Raw genomic sequence first — 23,650 nt, forward strand, 5'->3', positions numbered from 1 at the left:
TCTGTGTCCTTGAATTCAAACTAATTGATGAACGACTCGAACTGGTGCGGCGCCGCCGGAAACCACAGGCTGTCCACGAGGAATGAGAGGGCCATACCGAGGACATACCCCACCAGGATGCCGAGAAAGAGAGGCTGGGCCCTGCGGTAAAGCGCTCCTCCACCCAAACGCAGCAGAATCACCTGGATAAGCCAGGCCAGGAAGAAGGGCAGGAACATGAACCGCACGGTATCCGCAGCCACGGCGACCAGCCCGATAGGATGAAGCGGCCACCAGAGGAACAGGAACCGTCCGAGGATCATCAGCATGTACAGGACGATGCCGTTCCCGAAGAAGATCAGTTCCAGGTCGGAAACGCTGCTCACGCTGCTGTTCCACGTCATGATTGTGTTGTAGAAAAATGGCACGAGGTCGCCGGGCTTCGACAAGAGGTTGTCGGCACCGACGGCGTATCCCGCGCTGATGTAATAGTAGAGGGAAGTCACCACGCTGACGGCGAAGGCCAGGCAGATCCAGAGGAAGAGGTGCCGGGTGGCCGGCGCCATCCATCGCTGCAGGTAGGCGGCATGGGACAGCCCGATCATCGTGAAGGTCCGCCAGTTCCGGGCGAAGGCGTTCGTCATGCCCAGGGCGGTGATCGTGGAGGAGTCCAGGTTGTCGGCGCCGATGATGCCCGCGGTGAAGTTGTTGGCGTTCACCGGCAGGTCCATGGCGACCAGTCCGGCCTCCGCGACGATCCGGGCCATGCCGAGGTAGATGGTGAAGAGGACCGCCAGGAGGATCAGGCTGACCGGCAGGGACATGCCGATGCTGTACAGCCAGGCCAGCAGGTAGAGCACGCCGAAGATCAAACCGAAGACCGCCACCCGGTACGAGAAGAATTCCCCGCTGTCATCCACCGACGGATCCCTGCCGAAGGCCCGCCGGGCCACCGAAGCCAGGTGCCGGCGCGCCATCCACAGTCCCCACACCACCAGGGCGATCAGGGCGCCGATGGACTGGGTGCCCACGAGGCCGGTCGGCGACATGGTCGTGGCCGCCGTGACCCCGAGCATGTTCAGCACGCCCCGCTGCAGCGTGGTGAACAGCAGGAAGAAACACAGACTGAAGAGGATCTCGGCATTGATGAAGAAGGCGAAGCAGAATACGAATACATTCAGCCGGATGGGAAGTTCCGGGATCGACGGATGGACCTGCAGTTGCAGCAGGTCCGGTCCCATGATGGGGACAGGGGAAACGATGTCCCAGTAGGAGGCGATGTTCCAGCACACGACGGCAAACGACAGGCCGGCGCCGATCCGGAAGGCGGTCGTGCGGACCATGGGCGGTTCGTCCCGGTCTTTCCCCACACCCATCAGGTTGAGTGCCACCTCCCCCAGGGGAAAGCGCAGCCGCTCGTGACTGACCCACTGCTTCCTCAGGATGACCACGATGCACGCGCCCGTCCACATCAGGGCGCCGAAACAGGACATCCACCACAGCAGGGGTGAGATCCACGCCATCCAGGGGATCCGGTAACCCGGCGCGGCGCCTTCGTAGAAAACCCTGACCGCGTCGGTCTTGTCGCTGATCACGAGCCACGCGGGCAGCGTGTCGAAGAACGTTTCCGCCCAGCGGTTCTCGGGGCTCGCATGGTAGAAGGGCCCGGTGATGAGGGAGACCAGGTACCTCGTCATGCCCCAATCGGGCACCATCGAACCGATCATGCCCATGACAAAAACCACGATCAGTTCGGACGTCGTCAGGGCGTACCGGGGTGCCAGTCGCTTGAGCAGGACGTGGGGACCCAGGATCAGGATCAGGAAGGGGATCAGCAGCGCCGCGGGGAGATGGGCGTAGGTGGAAAAGTTGTATCCGGCGTGATCGGCGGAGAACTGTCCCCAGAAGGCGACCACGGCGGAGAGCGCGAGACCGATGACCCCGGCCCGCAGGGTAATGGCCGCAGTGCCCCTTGACCGGGGTGGTTCAGAGGACATGGCGTTCATCCGATCCCGTTGCGGCACTTTAGGTTACCCAATCCAGGGATCCAGCCGGAACATTTTGCGCCCCAGCGGAGTCAGCGCGGCCAGGGCGTCCGCACTCAACGGCCGATCAGGACCGGGTGCCTGCCGGGCCTCTTCTTCCGACAGGGGTTGAAGACGGGTGAACTGGGCGATTCTCGGCGAGGCATTGTGATTGGCGCTCGCCGAGTGGGGCATCAGGTGGTGCATGAGCACGTAATCGCCGGCGTCCCCCGTGACCTCCATGGACGACTTGAAATCGACGATTTTACCCCAGCCGTCGTTGCGCTTGAGCCCGTCCGGCTCGCTCAACATGATCTCCCGAACGCGGTTCGGCGCGCCGGGCACTACGTGGATGCCGCCGCCGTTGTCTTCCACCTTGTTGAGGTAATAGCATCCGCCGATGCCGATTCCCGTACGCAAGAAGCCCTCGTTCAGCTCCTCCGGACCCTTGGGTACGGCGTCCAGGTGGAGGTTCTGGAGCCGCCCCTCCATGGCACGGTTCCTCAAGGTGATCCCCGCCGAGCCGTCCCAGACCTGGATGTATTCGGTCTCCAGGATATCCACGGCTGCGCCATACAGCCCCTCGTTCTGCAGCAGGGGCAGCATGGCAGGCTCGAAAAAACTGCCGTTTCCGTCCGGATTATGGGGCTTGAACCGGGCGTGGTTCGCGTGATAGTGGTCCGGAATGACCAGGTCGCGCGGGATCAGGTCCAGCAGAAAGCCACGGGCGTTATTGACGACCTCATCATCCAGCGTGCCCTTCAGGACGAGGTAGCCTTCGGACCAGAACTGAGCCAGTTGCTCTTCAGAGAGGTAGCGGGGGGATGGGGTCATGGAGATCCTGAACGGGGCAAGTCCTTCACTGTTGATTAGACCGCGATATAAACCTGCGCCAGGGAACCATCGGCCTCAGGGAACCATCGGCCTCAGGGAACCACTGCCCTCAGGGAACCGCTGGCTCACACGGCCCAGTACTTCCACAGGTCTTCGGGAATCTCGTACCGGAAGGCCTGCTCCAGGTGTTTCTCATGGTTCCATCGGGCGAACAGGGCGAAACGCGGCGAATGGCTGGTGTTCTCCGACCCGTTGTGGGTCAGGTAGGAATGCCACAGCACCACATCGCCGGCCTTCGCGGTGAATTCCCGGCCGCCGGTGGCCGGATTGTCGCAGAACACATCCCAGGAGAATCCCTCGATCTCCAGGAAACTGCCATCCACATGTGAAGGATGTTCCTGGAAATACCGGTGGGCGGCGTGATGGCTTCCCGGCCAGTAGATGAGGGCGCCGCCGCCGGGTTCCACGTCGTACAGATAAGTCGTCGCGCCGATCATGAAGGGCAGCCAGCGTCCGCCGTAGGCATCGATATGTCCCGTTTGGGGCATCTCGAACGTCCGCTCCGGTTCGGGCCAGCGAATGATCGGTATGCCGTCGCCCGCGACGAAGTGTCCCCCGCTGAGCTGGTCGATGATCGACATCATGCGGGGGTGGTGTACGAGGGCCGATTCGGGCGGATCGTATTCGTAACCGTCGAGACCGCTCGTCTCCCTGGGCCAGGTCGCGGGATCCTCCAGGCAGCCACCGAGTGCCCGCCAGATCTGCCGCCGCCAGGCCTCCAGGGTCGCCTCGTCGAACACGTTCTTCAGCACCAGGTAGCCGTTCAGCTTGAAGTAGGCGATCTGCTGGGCGTTCAGGAGATGTGCGTTGGACATAGGCGTGAACTTAAGCGGCGCGCCGGACGCTGTCAAGACCCGCGGACTTCAGGCTTGCGCCACTTTGATAATGGACGGTTCGTTCCTGCTTGACACGAAACACGCAACCCGTATACCATTGCAGAGAGCCGAGGGGGAATCCGGCCGTCGAGCCAATCCGGCTTCAGTCAATAATCACCATACTTCTCACCTGGAATCATCTGGATTATCCGCGCCGACGACGCGGCAAGAGGGACCTTGCGTAATGCAATCTGAAATCAGGCTATGGCTCGCCGAGAGCAGGCAGAAACTGGAGGGGAAAGGGCTGGATAACGGGGACCTGGATCAACTGGAAGCGCTTATAGAAAACCCACGGCCGCCCAGGATCATGTACCTGACGGCCCGTTCGATCAACATGCGGTCCGGGATCGTCGGCTGGGCGGTATTCGTCCCGGGCGAGGGACCGGAGCTCAAGTTGCCGAGTGACGAGCCGCCTTACGAATCCGTACTGGATGCGGTTGCCGACGGGTGGCGCGTGGTGCAGTACCCCATCAATAAGCTCTACGAATACAAGGACCTCGAAAACGACTACGTGGGTTTCGATTTCATACTCGAGAAGTGAAACTGAGGAGGCGTTGCCATGGCGGAGATCAGACCGACGATGACCGATGACGACGTGATGGATTTCGTGGCCAATGGATACGTCGTGCTCGACGAGATGGTGGATGCCGATTTCAACGAGCGGTGCCGCAACTTGCAACAAGGCCCCGCGAAGGAAACGGTCGGTTCACCCGATTTCATCCGCGAAGTGCTGCTCCATCCCCGGTTGGCCGGCGTAATTCGTTCGCTCCTCGGTCCCAACTTCCTCATGCCGACGGGGGGACATCACCATCTCATAGACCAGCCGGTCTCGGGACAGGACTGGCATTCGGACGGCATATCCGGCCTTGGATACGAGATCAACGAACTCCAGTGCTACTACTATCCGCAGGACGTGAACATCGAAGACGGTCCGACCATGATCCTGCCCGGTTCCCACTGCCGGGCGGTCAACCGCGACGCCCTGGCCCACTACGGCGATCTTGCCGGCCAGCTTTCGCTCGTCGTGAAGGCCGGCACCGTGGCCATTACCCGGTACGGCATCTGGCACCGGGCCGGCCCCAAGCTCAATCACAAGCCCCGCAGCATGATCAAGTTCTCCTACTTCCGCAATGCGGATCCGCGACGGCGTGACTGGCTGATCGATTCGGAAGAAATCCCCGCGTACCGGGATCGCCCTGCCGCGCCCTACACGAGCGGGGTGGAATCCTACCGGGACCTGAGGCGCCGCATCCACACCTGGAACTGGCTGTGTGGGCTGAGCGAGGAAGAGTCCATGGCCCACGACCGGTGGCGGCCCGCCTACGAGACCGGCACGCAGCCCGTAGAAGAAGTGGTCCTGCAGTAATTTGACGGACACGTACTGAGGCACGTGCTGTATGACGCCAATGTGCGGCATCTGACGCCAATATGTGGCAGGCCGGAGCAATCCGCATGCTGATCACCCACACCAGACGGGAAGAGATGCACCTCGGCGTGAGCCACGGCGGTGCCGCGGCGAGCTATTTCAACCCCGGGTTCGATGGGACGGCATTCGAGTCTCCCTGGGGATTCATCCACTCCGTGATCTTCCCGCCCGGCAGCGGCATCGGCGAACACAGCCACACCTACGCGGAAGAGATCTTCGTCACCATCGACAACGCCATGCAGTTCACCCACAACGGCCGCACGGCCGAAGTCGTCGGCGGCGCCGCGGTGCCCCTGCGGTCGGGCGAGTCCCACGCCATCTACAACCACACGGACCGGGATACCTGGTTCTTCAATTTCCATTGCGTCGATACGGTCCGCGAACCGAAGCACGAGGACTTCGACGACCCGCGCAGAGAGGTCGAGTTGGAGTCTACGGACCGCCTGCCCATCGGCCGTTTCGACCGTTCCTTGCTCAGGCCTCGGAAGCACCACGGGGGCCGGGGCGAAGTGCTGTACCGCCAGATCTGGGGAAGCCGGGATTTCCAGACAAATTTCGAGTATCTCTGCCACGTCCTGCTGCCACCCGGTACTTCGGTAGGGTACCACCGGCACGATCTCGTGGAAGAAGCCTACATGATCATGAACGGCCGCGGCCTGATCACCGTGAATGACGAGACCGAGGAGGTGGTTCGTGGGGATGCCGTTCCCAACCTGATCGGGAGCGCCCACGGCATCTTCAACCACTCGGACGAGGACCTCGAACTATTCGTCGTCGGCGTGAGCCTGGAAAAGGGCAGAGTGGACGCGACCGACCTGGGCGACGACCTGGCCGGACGTTAGACGCTGACATTTACATGGTAAGAGGGACCACGGCATGACAGAGGCGGAATTCGAAAGCCACGTACTGGACCTCAAAGTCGAGGGGTATACCATCCTGGCGGACCAGCTGACGCCGGCCGAGTGCGCCGAGGCGCGAAAGGAACTGGAAACCCGTTATCCCGACCGGGAACGGGGCAGTTTCGAGTGGCTGTTCAACAAGGCGCGGGTCTTCGAACGGTTCTACCAGTTGTCCGACCTGTTGCAACTGGTGCGCCACTTCTTGGGTTCCGACGCGCTCCTGAGCGCCGTGTACGGGTCGGTGGTTGTGCCCGGCGAAGGCGGTCACGGCCTGCATTCCGACAGCGGCATAACCGGACACAACCGCGAGGCGTCCATGCCCGACGCCGACGAAGGCCGGCGGATCACCAGCCATTCGATCGCGCTGAACGTGATCTTCTGCCTGAGTCCCTTCACCGAGACCAACGGCGCCACCGAGTTCGTCCCCGGCAGCCACCGGTACGAGTACCTGAACGTGCCCGAATCGGCCTACGACAACGCCCGGACCGCCGTCGCGCCGGAAGGATCGCTGGTACTCTTCGATGTGAATACCTGGCACGGCACGACGAAGAACCAGACCGACCAGCCGCGCTACGCAGTGTTGAGTCCCTGGCGCCGGCGCTGGACGAAGTGCGAATACGAGATGGCCCGCGTGGTGAAGCCCGACGTGCTCGAACGGGCAGGCGAGGACGGACCGGTCATCTTCGGTTTCCAGGCCCAGTCCCCCTACACGGAACTCTGGCAGTGGGATCGGGAAGAAGGCGGTCCGAAACCGGAGTTCAGCCACCTGCGGCGGGACTGATACCCGGAGCAAACCCTTGAAAATCACCGACGTGAAAGTGCACCTGGTGGAGTCCTGGCGCAAAACCAGGGACATAGGATCGCCGTGGATCTTCGTCCAGGTCCACACCGACGAGGGCGTCGTAGGCCTGGGGGACGCCACCAACTGGCCGGGCGGTACGATCATCGCCCAATCCGTGGAGGAACTGGGCAAGCTCATCATCGGTGAGGATCCCTTCCACATCGAGTACCTGTACCATCGCATGTACTACGCGCTGGAGCAGATCGGGCAGACCGGCGCGGTCATCGCGGCCGTCAGCGGCATCGAGATCGCCCTGTGGGACATCGTGGGCAAGGTCACCGGGCAGCCCATCTACAATCTCATCGGCGGACCGTGCCGGGACCGCATCCGGTTCTACAGCCACGCGTCCAACCCGGAGGAATGCGCGGCGCTGGCCGAGAAGGGCGTTACCGCCATCAAGGCGTACTTCCCCGCCGATCCGATGGTCAAAGGTGAACGAATTGACTCACCCCGGTCCGTTACGCTGCGGGAAGAGAAGCTCGCCCTGGAACACATGCGCCGGTGCCGTGAGGCCGTGGGCGACGAGGTGGACCTCTGCACCGACGTGGGATGCCGGTACACCACGAGCGCCGCGATCCGCATCGGCAACCGGCTGGAGGAGATCGGCCTGCTGTTCTACGAGGAGCCCGTCCACCCGGAGAACATCGACGCCCTGGCCCGGGTGACGGCGTCGGTCAACGTGCCCGTATGCGTGGGCGAGCGCCGGTACACGCGCTTCGGCTTCCGGGACCTGATCGCCGCCCAGGCCGTCGACATGATCATGCCGGACGTAGTGCGCACGGGCGGCATTATGGAGACCAAGAAGATCGCCGCCATGGCCGAAAGCTACTACATGCAGGTCTCGCCCCATAATCCGAACAGCGCCCTGTCGACGACGGCAAGCCTGCACGTCATGGCCAACATCCCGAACGCCCTGGTGCTCGAGTTCGTGGACGAAAAGTGGGACGCTCCCTGGCGCGACGACCTGCTGACCGATCCGCCGGTCGTGGAAAGCGGCTACTTCCGGCTTCCCGAGAAACCCGGGCTGGGGACAGAGCTGAACATGGACGTCGTGGAGAAGTATCGATTCAAAGGTTGAAGGAGCAGGCGATATGCAACTGCATGACGACAAACAGGCCAACCGCGCGGACAACATCCAGGGCGCCGAGATCCGGCTGCCGTCCGAGGACCTGACCGCGGACCTGGGCTTCTTCATGAAGACCCTCGGGTTCCGCATGGACAAGATCTACCCCGCCGACTACCCGACGGTCTCCGTCCTCTCCGGCCACGGACTCACCATCCGGCTGGAGCAGGATGCCTCCGAACCGCCGGGCACGCTGCGGATCCTGTGCCGCGATCCGGCGGCCCTCGCTGGCGGACAGACTGAACTCACCGCGCCGAACGGCACCCGAATCGAGATCGTGCAAGCCGATCCGCCGCTGGAAATACCCGAGACGCAACATGCCTTCCTCGTGCGGCGCCTTAAGGACAACACACCCTGGGTGATCGGCCGCGCGGGCATGCACTACCGCGACCTGGTGCCCGGCCGCCTGGGTGGCAGCATTATCGCCTCGCATATCCGGATCCCCGACGCGGGTCCCGTTCCCGACGTCGTGCACTACCACACCGTGGGATTCCAGCTGATCTTCGCCTATCGGGGCGAGGTGAAACTCGTCTACGAGGACCAGGGACCGCCCTTCATGCTCAAGGCGGGCGACTGCGTGATCCAGCCCCCGGAGATCCGGCACCGCGTGCTCGAATCGTCCGAGAACCTCCAGGTGATTGAGATCGGCGTCCCGGCCGACCACGTGACCACCATCGATCACGTGGTCGAGTTGCCCACCGGGGTACTGAATCCCGATCGCGTCTTCGGCGGTCAGACTTTCTGCCGCTCCGAGCTCAAGGACGCGGTGTGGGAACCTTGGAGACTGGACGGATTCGAGGCGAGGGAAACGGGAATCGGCGAGGCAACGGGCGGCGTGGCCTCGGTGCAGGTCGCGCGGGTGACGGATGGCGCGGACGGCCGCTCCACTGCCAGCGGCGAACTGGTCACGAGCCACACGGGCGATATCCTCTTTACTTTCGTCATGGAAGGGGAGGTGACGCTGAACGGGGAAAACCAGGTCTCCCACAAGCTGGAGGCGGGGGACGCCTACGTCATTCCGCCCCACACGAAGACGTCGCTCACGGACCGCTCGGACGACCTCGAACTCCTCGAGGTAGCGCTTCCCGCTCGGTTCGACACCATCGTGCACGGGGACGTAAACCTGGCCTGAGGCGGCGGCCATTCCTTTTCCGCAACTCAACGGGCACGAGCCCGCACGTTCGACCCAACAACCCTTCCGTTACGTCACACGCCCAGCACGCCGCGCAACCGATCGGACGCCCGGGACAGCACCGTGGGCGGTACAGGTACGTGGTTATACGTACTGAACCGCCGGTATGCCCAAAATGCGGCGTACTGGGACTGAAAGACGTAGCGTATTCGGTCCGACGTGACCGGCGCACCCCGGTGCCAGCACTGGTTGTTCTGCAGATAGACGTCTCCCGCCTTGCAAAACACCGATACCGGCCCCCGTCCTTCGAACTCGGGGTTTTCCTGGCTGTTGGGATCCCTGCCTGAATAGTGGCTGCCCGGGACGAACTGCGTCGGGCCGTCCTCGTCCGTGTCGATGTCGGTGAGCGCCATCTGGATGGTGAACCACTGGACCGGCATACGGATGCGGGAGTCGTGGCGGGGCACGTCGTCCGGAAGCGGAAACTCCACCCGGTCGTCCACGTGCCACAGATCGATCGCCTGGCCCGGCGCATTGCGGATCACGTTCTGGCCGCAGAACTTGCAGTCCTCCCCCACGACCGCCTCGGCCAGGCTCAGGATGGGTTCCCGGATCAGCATGTCCACAAACACCGCGTCCAGCTCCAGCGTGTTGCGCAGCACGAATCCGTCTCCCTGGCCGCTCAAGTAATCGGTGCCGGCCAGCACGGGATCGTTGAAACAGCGGTCCGTGACCTCGCGGAGGACATCGATTTCATCCCGCGACAGTACCCCGGGGATGAGGGTGACACCATTCCTGTAAAAGTCCTCGAGTATCGCTTGCATCGGGGCGTCGTCGAGACGCTCGCCGGGCAGAATGCGTTTAGAAATCACGGGAATCTCCTGTCGGCCGTCGGGGATGATAAACGCATTGGATTGCTTGACATCTCGCGCCTTCGGGCTACTATGGCAAGATCATAGATTAAGGTTTCGACATTGGATATTCAACCGATTTCCCGCGACCGTCTCGCCTTACCACATGAGCAGCACCAGCTACTACGACCTCAACGCCGACGCCCTCGCCGCCCGGTATGACGGAGTCGATCCCGCCGACGTCCATGCCGACTGGGCGCCGGTCCACCTTCGTGAAGAGCCCGGATTCGCCTGCGACATCGGCGCCGGTTCGGGACGCGACGCCAACTGGCTTGCGGCCAGGGGGTGGGAAGTCGTGGCGGTGGAACCGAGCGCATTGCGCACACTCGCCGCGGAACGCGCCCATCCACGCGTGGTCTGGATGGACGATGCGCTACCGGACCTGCGGGTTTTGCGCGCGCTCGGCCGGCGGTTCGACCTGATTCTGCTGAGTGCCGTGTGGATGCACCTGGCGCCGAAAGTTCGGGAACGGGCGTTCCGCATCCTCTCCGAACTGCTCAATCCATCCGGACTGCTGGTGATTACGCTAAGGCGCGGCGGTGACGCCACGGAAAACGCCGCCCGGGGATTCCATGACACTTCAGCAGAGGAGATTGTCGGGTTTGCCAACCGGCGAGCCATCGCGCTGCGCAGCCACTCGACGCAACCGGACCTGACGCGCTCCGGCATAGACTGGGAGACGCTGGTCTTCGCCATGCCGGACGATGGCACCGGCAGCCTGCCCCTGCTGCGCCACGTGATCGTGAACGACAACAAGTCTTCGACCTACAAGCTGGGGCTGCTCCGTACCCTGGTGCGACTCGCCGAAACGGCACCGGGACTGGTCATCGATCGCACGGACGATTACGTGGAGATTCCCTTTGGTGCCGTCGGTCTGTACTGGCTGAAGCAATACCTGCCCCTGGTCCTGCATCATAGGCAGCCGCAACGCCCTCAGGGGCCGGGCGGATATGGCTGGGCCAAGGAAGCGTTCTACCAATTGCAAGACGTTTCGCCTTCCGACCTTCGGCTCGGTGCCCGGTTTGATTCTGACCGGGCCGTCCTCATTACCCGCGCCATAAACGACGCCTGCGAGAATATCCAGCGGATGCCGGTACGCTACATCACGTTTCCCGGTTCCGACGACCGGCAATTGTTCGAATCCGGGTTTTCCAGTACGCGGGCGTCGTCGCAGCCCATCGTCCTGTCGCGCGAATACCTGGCGCGGTTCGGCCGCTTCAGGATACCCGCGCTGCTTTGGCAGGCGCTCGGTCAGTTCGCCTGCTGGCTGGATCCGGTTATCGTAGGGGAATGGCGGCAGCTGACTTCGAATTGGGTTGGCCCGGGAAACCAGCGCAATGACGCGCGGTGGGCGGTCCGAACCGACCAATCCGTCGGCCAATCCGCGGACCGATCCGCCGGCCAGTCCGACAGCCAGTCCGCCCTGGTGCGGGAATACGGGGCCGACTTAGCAACGAACGACCCCTACGAATGGACCGAAAGCCGTTACGACACAGGCATCGCCCACGAACGGGCGAAGCAGTTGCGCGATGACGGATTCGCGCTCACCTGTGTCTGGTCCGCTACGCGAATTCGAAACGCTCCGCACATCGACCACTGTTTCCCGTGGGCGCGCTGGCGAAACAACGATCTCTGGAACCTGCTGCCGGCCCACAGCACCATCAACCTCAGAAAGAGCGACCGGCTGCCCTCCTCCAGCGCCATGGCCGACGCCCGGGACCGCATGCTGGAATGGTGGCGGCACGCGTGGGTTCAATCGCCCGAGGAGGACCGGTTTTTCATGGAAGCGCGGTACTCCCTGCCGGGGCTCGACGTCGACACGCCCGGGCTGGAAGACATCTTCACCGCCGCCCAGCACCAGCGCGCGCGCCTGAAACAGGACCAGCAACTGATCGAGTGGCCGACCTGATCGCGGCGGCCGAACTGACAGCAGCGGCCGAACTGATCGAGTGACTGACCTGACCGCGGCATGTCGAAGACGGGACCGCCGCACCAACCACCACCCTACCCCTCGTCCATCACCGCCTGGATCATGGCCTGGATGTAGCCGAACTCGTAGGCGAAGGCCTGCCGGTAGCTGTCCGGTTCCTTGTGGCCCGGCGCGTGGTCGGGCACGCACATGTGCGGGTAGCCGACCTCCTTGAGCGCCTGCATGTTGCGGTGCATGTTCATGACACCCTCGTCGGGCCAGACCTCCTGGAACTTGTTGCGCCCGCCCACGATGTTGCGGAAGTGGCAGAGGAAGATCTTCTTGCGCGAGCCGAGGTAGCGGATGATGTCCGGCACCTCGTTGAGGGGATCGAGGGAACTCTCCGCCATGCAGCCCAGGCAGAGGTTGACGCCGTGATAGGGGCTGGGGCAGATCTCGATGAACTGCTTGAAACCATCGAAGCCGCCGAGCACGCGGTCCACGCAGCGGTACCCGGGGGGAAGCCAGGGGTCGCAGGGATGGCAGGCCATGCGAACCTTGCATTCCGTGGCCACGGGGATCACCCGCTCCAGGAAGTAGGTGATGCGGGCCCAGTTCATCTCGGCGGGCACGGGTTCGTTGTACCTGGCCGGCCGGTCCTTGGCCTTCTCCAGGTCCCAGGTGCTGTAGATCGAACCTCCGCGGCCGGGCGGATCGCTCTCGGTGCGCTGGTTCTCCATCTCGCACAGGTAGTACTTGATCGCGGGGATGCCCGCCTCCGAGGCCTGGCGCACCATGTTGCAGACCAGTTCGATTTCCTTGTCGCCCTCTTCGTAGTCGCCCAGCATGTAGTTGGGTACCTGGCCACCGTCCACGTTCAGGTCGGCGATGGGCAGGGCCACCATTTCCATTTCGATCCCGAAACGGGCGCACCTTTCCTTTTTGGCCGCCAGTTCCTCCACGTCCCAGCCGTACTCCCGGTGGAAGGTGATGTTGAGTTCGCTCTTGTTGAAGACGCCATGGCGGGCGAGATACGCGAGGTCTTCGTCCGCCGTGCTGAACTGCTGGGTGCCGACGTGCATGGTATTCTCCGTGTTATGTAAACTTGTGAGTGCTGGCGATGCCCAGGATTCGTGCGGCGGTGTCGCCCATGATAGCGGCCAGGTCCGCCTCGTTCAGAAAATCCGCGTACTTCTCGATCCAGTCTCGGGATTGGCGGTAGGTGCAGAACCGGTTCTGGAAGGGCATGTCCGTGCCCCACAGCAACCTGTCTGCTCCAATTCGGTTGACCATCTCTTCCAGTGCGGTCCAGACCTCTCGGTAGGGAAAGTCGAACTGATCACCGATCCGCACGGGAAAGCACACTTCCAGGCTGAGGTGGGGGTTTTCGAAGGGTCTCCACAGGCCTTCCGGCAACACGAGACGGTCTCCGTCGATAAACATACGCCAGGGGAAACCGTGGGTGATGCTGCAGACCGTGTCCGGGTAACGGTCCATCCAGTCCATGAGTACGCCGAGTTCGCCTAAGTACCCCTGCGTGAGGTCGGCGTGGTACCCGAGGACGGGTCCGGCACCCAGGGTGAAGAAGACCGGGACGTTCAGGGCGGCCACGGCGTCCCAGAAGGGGTGGTAAGCGCCGCCGCTCCACGACTGCTCGCTTCCGCGGTAGGCCAGCGAGGCATTGAACTTTACGGCGTGCAGGCCGTGAACCCGCACTGCCCGCTTGGTCTCTTCGATCACCCGGTCCGTTTCCACGACGATACGCCACTCGTCCACGGGCGCCATGGAGTACAGGCGGCCCGGGGCGGCTTCGACACACGCGGCCTGAAAGGCGCTGTCGCGGCCCAGCATGGGATTGGTATGGAGCAGGGCGACATCCACGCCCGCGTAGTCCATCTCGGCGATCAGGCCGTCGGGGGTGTATTCCAGGTCGCGCAGGTGGGGTGGGTAGAACTGCTTGGTGTAGTCTTCGCCGTCGATTGTCCACACCACGCGGCCGTGGGTTCGATCGACGCGGAAATCCACGTCGGGGAGCGTGGACCAGTCTCCGGGCGCTGCTGGCGCGATCGACTTCGACGAAGCGGGAGCCCGGTCCCGGACCCGCCAGGCCGGCTGGTGATGGACCGCGTGCTCGGCCTGCATCCACCGCAGGTGGTCCCGGGCATCGGCGTACCCGGCTTTCGCGTCACCCGGCGGAAAGCAGTACGCGTGGGAATCGATGATCATGGATCGGGAAACGGTTCCCTAGCTTTCGAAGGTCCGTATCGTACGGGTTACCTGTCCGTTGCTCTCCCAGTAGGTCTTCTTGCCGGCCAGGTAGGGGTCGTCCGGCGCCGGCTGCACCGTGCCGGCCGCCGTCACGCCCCGCGACGTGATCGTATGCTCGCCGGGGGACGGGCGGTCCCAGTCCAGGCGCCAGAACTTCCAGGCGTACTCGGCGTCCTCGCCCTCGATGATTTCCGCCGACTGCCATGGACCGTCGTCGATACGCACCTGCACCTCCCTGAGTGGCTCGCCCCAGACCGCGCCGTAGATCCGGTGCAGGGGACCGACCCGGGTAACCCGCGCCGTCACGGAGTTGATGCGGCCTTTGCCCACGGACTCCTGGCGCCACACCGTCTCTCCGTTGTGGGTCTCCTCGCGGATCGTGACGTAATCCCGCGAGATGAACCGCCCCATGTACCGGGTCGTGCGCACTTCAATGCGCTTCAGCCATTTCACCTGGGTAATCCCGTACCAGCCGGGTACGATGAGGCGCAGGGGATAACCGTGCTTCGGCGGCAGCGTCTGGCCGTTCACCTCGTAACACAGCAGGATGTCCGGGTCCATGGCCTGCGCCATGGTGAGCGAACGGGCGAAGTTCTGCTTCATGGTCAGCGGCTCGCTGCGGCGGGGCGTGATGACCTCCTCCCCTTCGTCGTGCCCGAAGAAAACCACCTCCATGCCGTTGTCCCACATCCCCGCCCGCTCCAGGATCGGCGCCAGCGGCGTGCCGGTCCAGCGGGCGTTGAACACGCCGCCGCGGAAGACGGGAACACCCCGGTTGCCCGAGCATTCGAGGGTGAAATCCAGGTCTCTGCGCGGCATGGACTTGATCTCGTCCAGGCTCAGGTTGAGCTTCTGTCTCACCGCGCCCGTGATTTCGAGGCTGTAGGTATCGCCGTCGACGGTCGGCTCCGGATAGTGGCTGGCCGAGAAGAACTGGTCCACGGGCGTAATCCACGACTCCAGGCCGTTCCAGTCCAGCAGCACGAAATCGGGGCTTCGGGGCGGCCCGAATTCGTCGATCCAGTTTACGGGCGTTTCGTCCCGAGCCAGTTGGTCCAACCGGGCCAGCACGTGGGAAGGCAACAGCGTCATGCCGGCTGTCGCGATCCCTCCCTTGATCAGCACGTCTCTGCGGGACAGGTTGGTTTTTCCGGCCATGTTGGTATCCTCTCGGTTTACCCGGTTCAGTTCCTTCGATTCGGTCTATTCAGATGATCGAGATGGGGACTGCGGTGATCGGTTCTATGATACAGTGGGTGGGCGGAACAGATCAAGGGCTATGTTCAGATCAAGGGCTGTGTTGACAAGGCCATGTCTTCCGCGTAGTATCGATTCCCATCCCCCTATCGCCGGAGGTCATGAATCATGAACCACATGTTATCCGAAGACTACCTCGTTTTGGCCTCATCGCCCGAACCGGAAACAGTGTACGCCGGTTCGCCCTCGATTGCCCGGATGGATTCCGGACGCCTGCTGGCCAGTTACGAGTGGTTTCGCCCCAGCCCGCTCAAGGAAGCCGTGCCGGATCAGACCGAAGTGCTGGTCAGCGACGACGACGGCGCCACGTGGAACCTGGCAGCTCGCCTGGATTTCATCTGGGCGACCATCTGGGCCCATGAAGACGATGCCTACCTCATCGGCAACCGCCGGAGAAGCCGGGATATCGTCATCGGCCGATCCCACGACGGCGGCACCAACTGGGAGGGACCCGTCACGCTCTTCGAGGGCAGGCACCACTGCGCGCCGACGCCGGTGTTGATCCACAACGGCCACGCCTACCGGGCTTTCGAGACCTGCGACGCACCCAGCCGCTTCGACTGGAAGTCGTTGGTAGTGGCCGGCGACCTTTCGCGCGATCTGCTGGATCCGGGGGCCTGGCGCATGTCCAACCACGTCCGGTTCCCGGGCATCCCGGACGTGCTTTCGCAACGCAGGTACCCGGAGAGTGCGACAGAAAAGGTGCCGGCCGACAGCTTCCTGGAAGGCAACATCGTACTGGTGAACGGCGAGATCCGGATGATCATGCGTACGATCGTCGACGGCCACACGACGTCGAGCCTGGCCTCCATCGGCCGGGTCGAGGACGACGGCGAAACCCTGGACTACCGGTTCGTCCAGTTCCACCCCATGCCGGGAGCGCAGTGCAAGTTCCAGATCGTTCACGACGAAAAAGACGGCCTGTACTGGACCACCGTAACCCTGTCCACCAACCCGTGGCAGGACCGGGAACCCCTCCGGCGCATCGGCTTCAGCGGTCCCCCGGGAAACGAGCGGCGCATCCTGATGCTCATGTACAGCGTGGACGCCCTCAACTGGTTCCAGGCCGGTTGCGTGGCCATGAGCAGGAGCATGATGGAGTCCTTCAGCTACGCCTCGCAGGTCATCTCCGGAGACGATCACCTGGTCGTCGCCCGTACAGCCCGCGGCGGCAAGAACCAGCACGACACCAACCTGATTACCCTTCACCGGGTGAGGGACTTCCGCGATCTAGCCCTGGATCTGCGGCCCGTGGACGTGTAGATCCTGCCATTCTCACCAGTTTACAGTTGACATTTCCGTAATGGTTGGTATTATATGACCATAGACATGACCATAGTCATTTAATACGGCCCGAGGACCATATGCCGACGATCTCAAAAAGCAAGCTCAAGGCAAACATGCTCCAGGTTTTCAGGGAGATCGAGGAATCGGGCGAGGAATTGATCGTGACGCACAACCGGCGTCCCGTTCTGCGCATTCGACCCATTGGAACAAAGCAACCTGTTGACAGAGTGTTCGAGAAACTGCGTGGGAAAGTCGTCTACCACGAGGACATCAACACGCCCACCACCGATGTATGGGATGGAGTGTAATGGTCGTACTGGATACGTCCTCACTGGTATTCTGGACGCTCGATCCCGGCCGCCTGTCAGGGACCGCCGAACAAGCCATCGCAAAGGCCGACCGCGTAGGCGTCAGTTCGATATCGATCTGGGAGATCGGCATCAAAGTTGAACGGGGCAAGCTTGTTTTACCACTATCCGGCGGGGAATACCTGGAAAACCTGGAGCAAACCAATCGTGTGGAAATTCTGCCCGTGGATCTGAGTACCTGGATCAGGAATCTACAACTGGATTGGAATCACCGGGATCCTGTGGACCGGACCATCGTAGCCACGGCTTCTCTGCACAACTGCCCGCTGGTGACTTCGGACAACGTGCTTCGCAGTTTCTACGAGAAGGCTGTCTGGTAGGACCGAAAATCTGGCGCCTCAGACCCTGTCACCCCGGCGCCGGCGCCACGTGTTCCAGCCCAAACTCTTCCCTCAGGCGTTCCATCTCCCCTTTCAGTACATCAGGATCGGACGTTTCGACGGGCATACGCCGCAGCAATCGGTCGGACGCCTCAAAGAAGCGGTCCAGTCCCGCGGGTGTGCAGATCAGCATGATCCGGGCGGGATCATCACCGTCGTTCCAGAAGGAGTGGGGTTTCCATCCCGGCACCGTGACCATCTCACCGGCTTCGAGCACGAAGGCACTTTCGTGGAGAAACTGGAAGGTCAGCGCGCCCTTGACGACCAGGAACATTTCGATGAAGGCGTGCCGTGTGAATACGGGCGGCGGGCTGTGGGGCGGTTCGACGGCCTCGATGACCGTGACGCGGCCTTCCGTGGCGGAACCCGGGGTCATGACCCGTACGTTCTGGCCCATGAGCGTCCTGAGCCAGGGGCCACCGTTGCCTCCAGGGCCTCCGTTACCCCCGGGGCCTCCGGTGCCTCCAGGGCCTCCCGGACCAACGTTTCCATCGCCTTTCATGATACCTGTCCCGTGCCTCCCGCGACCACTTCTCCCGTCTCTGCCGCGATCATCTCCCGGCCTTCGTCCGCGTAGACCTTCTTGACCTCCTGATCCACGGTGCGCCATACCAGGAACTGCTTGCGCAGCACGTTCAGGAAGCGCCGGTTGAGCCGCTGCCATGAATCCACGTCGCCGCTCAGGCGGTAGATGTGCACCCACACCGCGTACAGGTCGTGTTCTTCCTCGGCGGGGGCCGCGTGGAGGGACACGCGTTGGCTGACCCCCGTGTCGTAGGGCGCCAGCCAGGTCTTCATGCTGATTTCATAAGTGGACGCTTCCGGACCGGCATCGGACGCCCGCGCCTCACCCGGATCGGCGCTGGCCGTCCGGCCGCCCGATCGCCCGGCCGCCGGAGCAGATCCATTCGTCCCGGTCAGGACCACCTCGTCCGTCATGAAATTACCCAGCGTGCTTTCGCCGTGTGATTCGAAGAACCGCGTCAGGTAGGCGTAGAGGCCCAGCGTCTCCGTGCGGCTGATGGTGAAGGGGAACTCGAAACGCCAGTCGTCGCCCTCGGGCTCGGGGAAGGACCACTGCCGGTTGACGTCCGGCACGGCCATCTGGGAAGCCTTTCGCGCGGGGTAGATCGTCGACAGCATGACCACCGCCATGACCATGAACGTGGAGGCCACGGCGGAAAGGGACGAGTAGTTCAGGTTCAGCCCCGCGAGCAACTGGTACTCCGTGATCCCCCGGGCCAGGGTCTGTCCGATCAGGTAACCGGACATGCCGCCGATGACGGCGTACATGGCGGCTTCGGCGATAAACAGGGCTCCGATGTGGGCCGGCGCCAGGCCCACGGCGCTGTACACCCCGATTTCGCTGAAGCGTTCGTAGACGGCGTTCATCATGGTATTCAGGATGATGAGGGCGGCCACGACCATGGGAATGAACAGATTGCCGAGCCCCGACAGCGAACTCAGCGCCATGGCGCTGTATACCGCGACCTCTCCGTCCACGGACGCCACCACCGGGATCCCGAGACGCTGCATGAAGCGTTCGATCCGGTTGGCGGCCGCTTCGTCCGTGGGAAACCGGACCGCGACGGAGCGGAGGGTCCCGCCGAGATCGTTCACATAGGCCTGCGGGGTCAGCAGGATGTTCGCCGCCGGCAGGTGCTCGAACGCGGCCATATCCACGGGCTCTTCGTCGTAGTCCATCAGGGCGAGTTCGGTCAGCAGATCCTGGCCCGTCGCCGTGTAGTCCACGGGTGTGAGCGGTTCGCCGTCCAGGTCGGTGATCCTCTCGAGATCGGCCGCGTCGAACACGCCGATCACCTCGAAGGGCTGACCGAACACAAGGACTTCGGATCCTACGATTTCATCCCCGGTCAAGCCGAGCAGCTCCGCCATTTCGGCCGGGACGATGCACACTTCGCGCTCCCCGGGCTCGAACCACCGGCCTGATCTCACCGTGCGGTCCAGGCCGCTCACCTCCCCTTCTTCCGGCAACAGGCCGAGGATGGCCGAGGCATAGGTGGAATGGTTCGTGCCGTCCGGTCCCTCCCGGTCCATTCGGATGAAGGTCGTCTCGCCGGGGAACGTCCCTGAGTACCACGACCGGGATACGATGGTGATGCCCCGGTCTTCGGCCTCCGACGAACCGAACTCGGACTTCACGTACTGAAAAGTCTGCTTCTGCAGCGGCCCCCAGTTGGGGTTGCGGACGAGGAAGCCCGTATAGGTGGCGTCCGTGTCCCGGCTCAGCGTCTGCAGCCGGAGGAAGGTCTGCACGGAGGTGAAGGAAAGCACGGTGAACACAAGGAGCACGAGGGTGACGCACGTCAGCAGGGTCCGGGCCTTGCGCTTTCGCATGTTGCCGATGCCCAGGGAGAAGGCCGTGGCCAGGGCGCTCGACCGCCGTACGTCGGTGGACTGTACGGTACGGTTGTCCTGCCGGACCTCCCGCATGGTCTGGCTGAACCGCTGGGATATGATCCAGATGACGACGGCGGCGAGGACGAAGGTCATGAAGGCGAGAAGCACGATGTCGGGCGCCGTGGTGATCTGGAAGGCCGGGTGGGTGAACCGCAGCAACCCGTATGCGGCCAGGAAGATGGCGACGGTAGTGGCGATCCGCTTGTACACATTGGCGAATCCGAAGACCAACCGCTCCAGGGCGTATGCGAACGGGATGACGAGCACCATGTAGAACAGTACGCCCTTCACGACGTCGTTGGCCGTCCCGGTCGCGTCCGGATAGGCGCGGGACTCGTATCCCCACGCGGCCCGGGCGTACTTGATGAACCGGTCCCACTCCAGGTTCTGCCGGGCGATCTCGGCCAGGTCCAGCAGGCGGCCCGCCTCCCGGTGGAAGTCGTCCAGCCGGGTGTTGCTCACGCCGACGGACTTGAGCGCGCCGATCCGCGCCTCGTCCAGGTGCCACATGTCTTTCGCCACCTGGTAGGAAGTCAGGGGGATGGCGTCGATACCCGCCTCGAACCCGATTCCCTCGGGGTAGTTCTCGTCCGCGTTGGTCAGGATGAGGCGGCGGCCGAACAGGCCGGTGGACATGGTGACCTTGAACCGGCTTTCCGGCGGCATGAAAAGGACGGCCGTGTCCTCCTCGTACGAAAAACCCGTGGTCCAACCGCCCTCCTGGAAGGTCATGCCCCATTCGAGGGGCGGATTGCCCGACTCGTCGAGCACCACGGCCTCGTTCAGCCGGGTCAGGAAACGCGGGTCCACCAGGTCGTAGATGTTGGTCGCATCGGACCGGAAGACCACCGTGGGTTTCTCCTTGTCCACCCAATCCATCTTGATCTCGAGGGGATAGGCGCCTTCCCCGTAGGGACCGCGGTCCGGCGCATAGATGATTTCCCCCGTTTCCGGGTCCATCACGTAACCTTCCGTGGGGTAGGTGCGCCCTGCCTCCAGTTCGGTACTTTCGGCTACCCCGGTGCTGTCCGCCACCACGAAGATCTCGTTCTTCACCCCGCTGATGGTCTTGTTGTAGCGGCGGAATCGGACCACGGCGCCGGGTTTGGGCTTGCTCGGGATGTAGTCCTCCCGGGGATCGAACTCCACGACTCGGATCCTGCCGTTCACGAAGCGGTCCTCGAGCTGCATCTTGAAATCAGGGAACAGGCGGGGATCGTTGACGCCGCGGCCGAAGAGCTCGGTCAGCAGCAGCGTCTGCGTATACACGTTGCGGAAGTTGACCCGGTCGAGGTCGTCGATGGGCGTGTCCACGAACTCGCGGACGTCGAACACCGTGGCGAAGGACAGGGCCGGGATTCCCATCCAGAACATGAGTTCGGCCTCGAGGCCGATCTGGCCCGCGGGAAAGAAACCGGCGGTCCGGTGCCCCTGCGAGGGGGAGATCACGTTCACCAGGGCGTCGACCGGTATGGCGCCCCGCCGAATCACTTCGTCGGCGTAGCCCATGAAGGTCCGGCCGAATGGCGTGAAGAACCGCTGTTTTTCGAAGGAATCCCCCCCGAAGAAGACGCCGGAGTAGATGACGCCGACCTGGTCGCGTGCGCTGGACAGGTCGATACCGGCGAAGAGCTTGATGTTGATGGGGTCCTCAAGTTCGTCCGCGAAGTGACTGGAGATACGTGCGTGGCGGTAGGAGAAGTCGTTTATCCCGCTGAGCGACATGAAGTGGCCCGATGTCGCGAGTATCAACACGGTGCGCGCGGGAGGATGGGCCGCGAAGTAGCGGGCCATTTCAAGGAGCGCGGCCACGCCCGACGCCTGATTCGCGCCGGGGGATACGGCCGGTACGGCGGAAATGGAGTCGTAGTAGGCGTTGAGGACGATGACCTCCTCCTTCAGCTCCGGATGCGTCCCCGGGATCTTACCGAAGACATTGTAGGCCGGTCGCCGTTTCCAGGTCATGCGTCCTTCTGCCCTGACGTTGATCGAACCGTTGGTTTCGAGGTATTCGACCAGGGGCCGGGCCGCTGCCTTTTTCATCCAGAAGCGGGGGAAGTCGAGGGGGACCTGGAGGTGCTTCTCCTCTCCGTCGACCCGCGTGGTGTGGTCGGGTTCCGCGAAGATCACGGCACGGGCGCCGAGCTGGGCGGCCCGCTGCCAGTTTACGCCGGAATTGAAGTCCATCAGGAAGACGGCGCCGGCGGGATCGATGCCGTTGAAGTCCGCCCACTCGCCGTTGCCGACGTAGTGAAGCTTCCCCGTGATGCCCCCCGGCGGCGTCGTGGAGGTGCGCACCAGGTTGGGCCAAAGGGCGTAAAGGGGGATCGTCCGGGCCTCCAGGGTCGTGGCATCCAGGAGGGTCAGTTCGCCGCCTTCGTCCAGGGGGATGGACGAGACGAATTCCTCCATCTCGATGTCCTCGAGGCCGATTTCCCGCATGCGATCGGCCAGGTAGTACGCCGCTTCGGTGGCACCCGGGTAACCGGCTACCCGCGAGCCGAAGGACACCAGGTCGGTAATAGTCTGCCGGATTCGCGCCGAGTCGACCACGGCGGCCACCTGGCCGTCGCCGATGGGTTCGGCCAAGTATGCCACGCGCTCGCGGACGCCCGACGTCTGGCACGCGGAGGCCGCGAATATTGCAAGCGGCAGGACCAGGCCGGCAAGAGGGCCGAAAAGGGTTCGTTTAAGGTGCAAGGCGTCTTTCCGCTGGTTGGGTGGGACGGAACAACCGCTCGATCCGCGCTAGACCTTCCACTTCCGCCGCATCTCCTCCATGGAAACGGTCTTCCCTTCGGTCCACGCGTAATGGGCGACGGGGTTTTCGCCGACCCATCGGTGGTCGACGGGCTCGCTGGCCAGCTGGTAGCGGGTATCGGTGCTGATGCGGAACCGGTTCGACGTGTTGTTGATGGAGCCGTGCATGGTGTACATGCCGAGGACGATCACGTCCCCCGTGCTGAATTCGCTCGTCTGCCACTGGCCCCCGTACTGGTCGACCATCACGATGGGCTCGTTGGTGAAGTGGCCCGTCACGTGGTCCCGGTCCACGTCCATCTGGCCGTAGGTTTCCTTGACGGCCTCGAACTGGTGAGATCCGGCCAGGATGACGAGGGGACCCATGTCGAAGGACACGTCGTCCAGGGGGGTCCACACGGTATACAGGTTCGGCGTGCCCCGGCCCATGTAGACCATGTCGTAATGCGCCCCGGTGTTGTGGCCCGGGCCCACGGCCCGAAGCCACTTGTAGTCGAAGGTGAGGACGGGGCCGCCCAGGAACCGCTCGAAAAACCCCATGATTTCGGGGGAATTGACCACGGCGAGGAATTCGTCCGTGTGCGTCACCCGCTTGGCGCCGCCGAAGAACGCGCCCCGCTTTCCGGGGGCCGCGACGCCCAGGTCGAGGGGGTAGTCCGGATCGATCTGTTCGTTTGCCTGGAGATTCTCCAGCACGACCCGGCGCGCTTCCCGGACCTTATCCGGATCGTGGAGGCCCCGGATGAGCAGGTAGCCGTCTTCGGCCATGCGTTCCCGAAGCGCTTCCGCGTCGTCCAGCAGTTCGTTCGCTTCCCGGAGCGTGGACAGGTACTTCCCGTCCATCAGCAATTCGTCCTTGCCCATGACCAGGCTTGAGGGTTCCCGGGTGGTCATTG

Annotated in this window: 20 protein-coding genes; 10 read left to right on the plus strand and 10 right to left on the minus strand. The window is 63.3% G+C overall.

Translation table 11 applies throughout. The features are described from left to right. Nucleotides 1-20: 20 nt before the first annotated feature. From F4X08_11675 to F4X08_11685, 3 genes are all read right to left on the minus strand, one after another. The gene (locus tag F4X08_11675; GenBank protein ID MYD26461.1) at nucleotides 21-1,976 is read right to left on the minus strand and encodes a hypothetical protein; all 1,956 of its coding nucleotides are present in this window, start codon (nucleotides 1,974-1,976) and stop codon (nucleotides 21-23) included. A 33-nt stretch (nucleotides 1,977-2,009) separates the two neighbouring features. Continuing rightward, nucleotides 2,010-2,837 carry a hypothetical protein gene (locus F4X08_11680; GenBank protein ID MYD26462.1) on the minus strand — a complete coding sequence of 276 codons (828 nt, stop codon included), beginning with the start codon at nucleotides 2,835-2,837 and terminating at the stop codon, nucleotides 2,010-2,012. Between the two features lie 125 nt (nucleotides 2,838-2,962). Beyond that, nucleotides 2,963-3,712, minus strand: a complete 750-nt coding sequence (locus tag F4X08_11685; GenBank protein MYD26463.1) for a phytanoyl-CoA dioxygenase family protein — start codon at nucleotides 3,710-3,712, stop codon at nucleotides 2,963-2,965. 244 nt (nucleotides 3,713-3,956) lie between these two features. Between F4X08_11685 and F4X08_11690 the strand changes: the two genes are divergently transcribed. From F4X08_11690 to F4X08_11715, 6 genes are all read left to right on the plus strand, one after another. Beyond that, nucleotides 3,957-4,313: a hypothetical protein gene (locus F4X08_11690; GenBank protein MYD26464.1), complete on the plus strand. Its 357-nt coding sequence runs from the start codon at nucleotides 3,957-3,959 to the stop codon at nucleotides 4,311-4,313. 18 nt (nucleotides 4,314-4,331) lie between these two features. Beyond that, entirely contained in the window at nucleotides 4,332-5,138 is an 807-nt protein-coding gene (locus F4X08_11695; protein ID MYD26465.1) for a phytanoyl-CoA dioxygenase family protein, read from the plus strand. An 86-nt stretch (nucleotides 5,139-5,224) separates the two neighbouring features. Beyond that, complete coding sequence (locus tag F4X08_11700; protein MYD26466.1) at nucleotides 5,225-6,040, plus strand: cupin domain-containing protein; 816 nt, start codon at nucleotides 5,225-5,227, stop codon at nucleotides 6,038-6,040. Nucleotides 6,041-6,074: 34 nt separating this feature from the next. Continuing rightward, nucleotides 6,075-6,878 carry a phytanoyl-CoA dioxygenase family protein gene (locus F4X08_11705; protein MYD26467.1) on the plus strand — a complete coding sequence of 268 codons (804 nt, stop codon included), beginning with the start codon at nucleotides 6,075-6,077 and terminating at the stop codon, nucleotides 6,876-6,878. A gap of 16 nt (nucleotides 6,879-6,894) precedes the next feature. Next, complete coding sequence (locus F4X08_11710; protein ID MYD26468.1) at nucleotides 6,895-8,016, plus strand: mandelate racemase/muconate lactonizing enzyme family protein; 1,122 nt, start codon at nucleotides 6,895-6,897, stop codon at nucleotides 8,014-8,016. A gap of 13 nt (nucleotides 8,017-8,029) precedes the next feature. After that, nucleotides 8,030-9,193 (plus strand): cupin, encoded by a 1,164-nt coding sequence (locus tag F4X08_11715; GenBank protein MYD26469.1) that lies wholly within the window; start codon nucleotides 8,030-8,032, stop codon nucleotides 9,191-9,193. Between the two features lie 74 nt (nucleotides 9,194-9,267). On the opposite strand, the gene F4X08_11720 is transcribed toward F4X08_11715, so the two are convergent. Further along, entirely contained in the window at nucleotides 9,268-10,065 is a 798-nt protein-coding gene (locus F4X08_11720) for a phytanoyl-CoA dioxygenase family protein (protein ID MYD26470.1), read from the minus strand. Here F4X08_11720 and F4X08_11725 point away from each other — a divergent pair. Further along, nucleotides 10,049-12,013 carry a methyltransferase domain-containing protein gene (locus F4X08_11725; protein MYD26471.1) on the plus strand — a complete coding sequence of 655 codons (1,965 nt, stop codon included), beginning with the start codon at nucleotides 10,049-10,051 and terminating at the stop codon, nucleotides 12,011-12,013. The two genes, F4X08_11720 and F4X08_11725, sit on opposite strands and share 17 nt — an antisense overlap. Nucleotides 12,014-12,108: 95 nt before the next feature. On the opposite strand, the gene F4X08_11730 is transcribed toward F4X08_11725, so the two are convergent. From F4X08_11730 to F4X08_11740, 3 genes are read right to left on the minus strand one after another with little or no spacing between them, the layout of a single operon-like run. Further along, the gene (locus tag F4X08_11730; GenBank protein ID MYD26472.1) at nucleotides 12,109-13,095 is read right to left on the minus strand and encodes a TIM barrel protein; all 987 of its coding nucleotides are present in this window, start codon (nucleotides 13,093-13,095) and stop codon (nucleotides 12,109-12,111) included. Nucleotides 13,096-13,108: 13 nt separating this feature from the next. Continuing rightward, nucleotides 13,109-14,239 (minus strand): amidohydrolase, encoded by a 1,131-nt coding sequence (locus tag F4X08_11735; GenBank protein MYD26473.1) that lies wholly within the window; start codon nucleotides 14,237-14,239, stop codon nucleotides 13,109-13,111. Nucleotides 14,240-14,257: 18 nt separating this feature from the next. Next, nucleotides 14,258-15,439 carry a molybdopterin-dependent oxidoreductase gene (locus tag F4X08_11740; GenBank protein MYD26474.1) on the minus strand — a complete coding sequence of 394 codons (1,182 nt, stop codon included), beginning with the start codon at nucleotides 15,437-15,439 and terminating at the stop codon, nucleotides 14,258-14,260. 207 nt (nucleotides 15,440-15,646) lie between these two features. Between F4X08_11740 and F4X08_11745 the strand changes: the two genes are divergently transcribed. The 3 genes from F4X08_11745 to F4X08_11755 all read left to right on the plus strand — a co-directional run bounded on the left by F4X08_11745 (nucleotide 15,647) and on the right by F4X08_11755 (nucleotide 17,513). Continuing rightward, on the plus strand, nucleotides 15,647-16,801 hold the full coding sequence (locus F4X08_11745; GenBank protein MYD26475.1) for an exo-alpha-sialidase: 1,155 nt from the start codon (nucleotides 15,647-15,649) through the stop codon (nucleotides 16,799-16,801). A 101-nt stretch (nucleotides 16,802-16,902) separates the two neighbouring features. After that, nucleotides 16,903-17,133: a prevent-host-death protein gene (locus F4X08_11750; GenBank protein MYD26476.1), complete on the plus strand. Its 231-nt coding sequence runs from the start codon at nucleotides 16,903-16,905 to the stop codon at nucleotides 17,131-17,133. Next, nucleotides 17,118-17,513, plus strand: a complete 396-nt coding sequence (locus F4X08_11755; GenBank protein ID MYD26477.1) for a type II toxin-antitoxin system VapC family toxin — start codon at nucleotides 17,118-17,120, stop codon at nucleotides 17,511-17,513. The genes F4X08_11750 and F4X08_11755 overlap by 16 nt, the downstream gene beginning before the upstream one ends. A gap of 28 nt (nucleotides 17,514-17,541) precedes the next feature. On the opposite strand, the gene F4X08_11760 is transcribed toward F4X08_11755, so the two are convergent. From F4X08_11760 to F4X08_11770, 3 genes are read right to left on the minus strand one after another with little or no spacing between them, the layout of a single operon-like run. Further along, complete coding sequence (locus F4X08_11760; protein ID MYD26478.1) at nucleotides 17,542-18,075, minus strand: cupin domain-containing protein; 534 nt, start codon at nucleotides 18,073-18,075, stop codon at nucleotides 17,542-17,544. After that, nucleotides 18,072-22,694 carry an FtsX-like permease family protein gene (locus F4X08_11765; GenBank protein ID MYD26479.1) on the minus strand — a complete coding sequence of 1,541 codons (4,623 nt, stop codon included), beginning with the start codon at nucleotides 22,692-22,694 and terminating at the stop codon, nucleotides 18,072-18,074. Before F4X08_11765 ends, F4X08_11760 begins: the two co-directional genes overlap by 4 nt. A gap of 48 nt (nucleotides 22,695-22,742) precedes the next feature. Next, on the minus strand, nucleotides 22,743-23,648 hold the full coding sequence (locus F4X08_11770) for a phytanoyl-CoA dioxygenase family protein (protein MYD26480.1): 906 nt from the start codon (nucleotides 23,646-23,648) through the stop codon (nucleotides 22,743-22,745). Between the last annotated feature and the right edge of the window lie 2 nt (nucleotides 23,649-23,650).

Source organism: Gemmatimonadota bacterium (genome assembly GCA_009841265.1).
In the GTDB taxonomy this organism is placed as follows: domain Bacteria; phylum JAAXHH01; class JAAXHH01; order JAAXHH01; family JAAXHH01; genus JAAXHH01.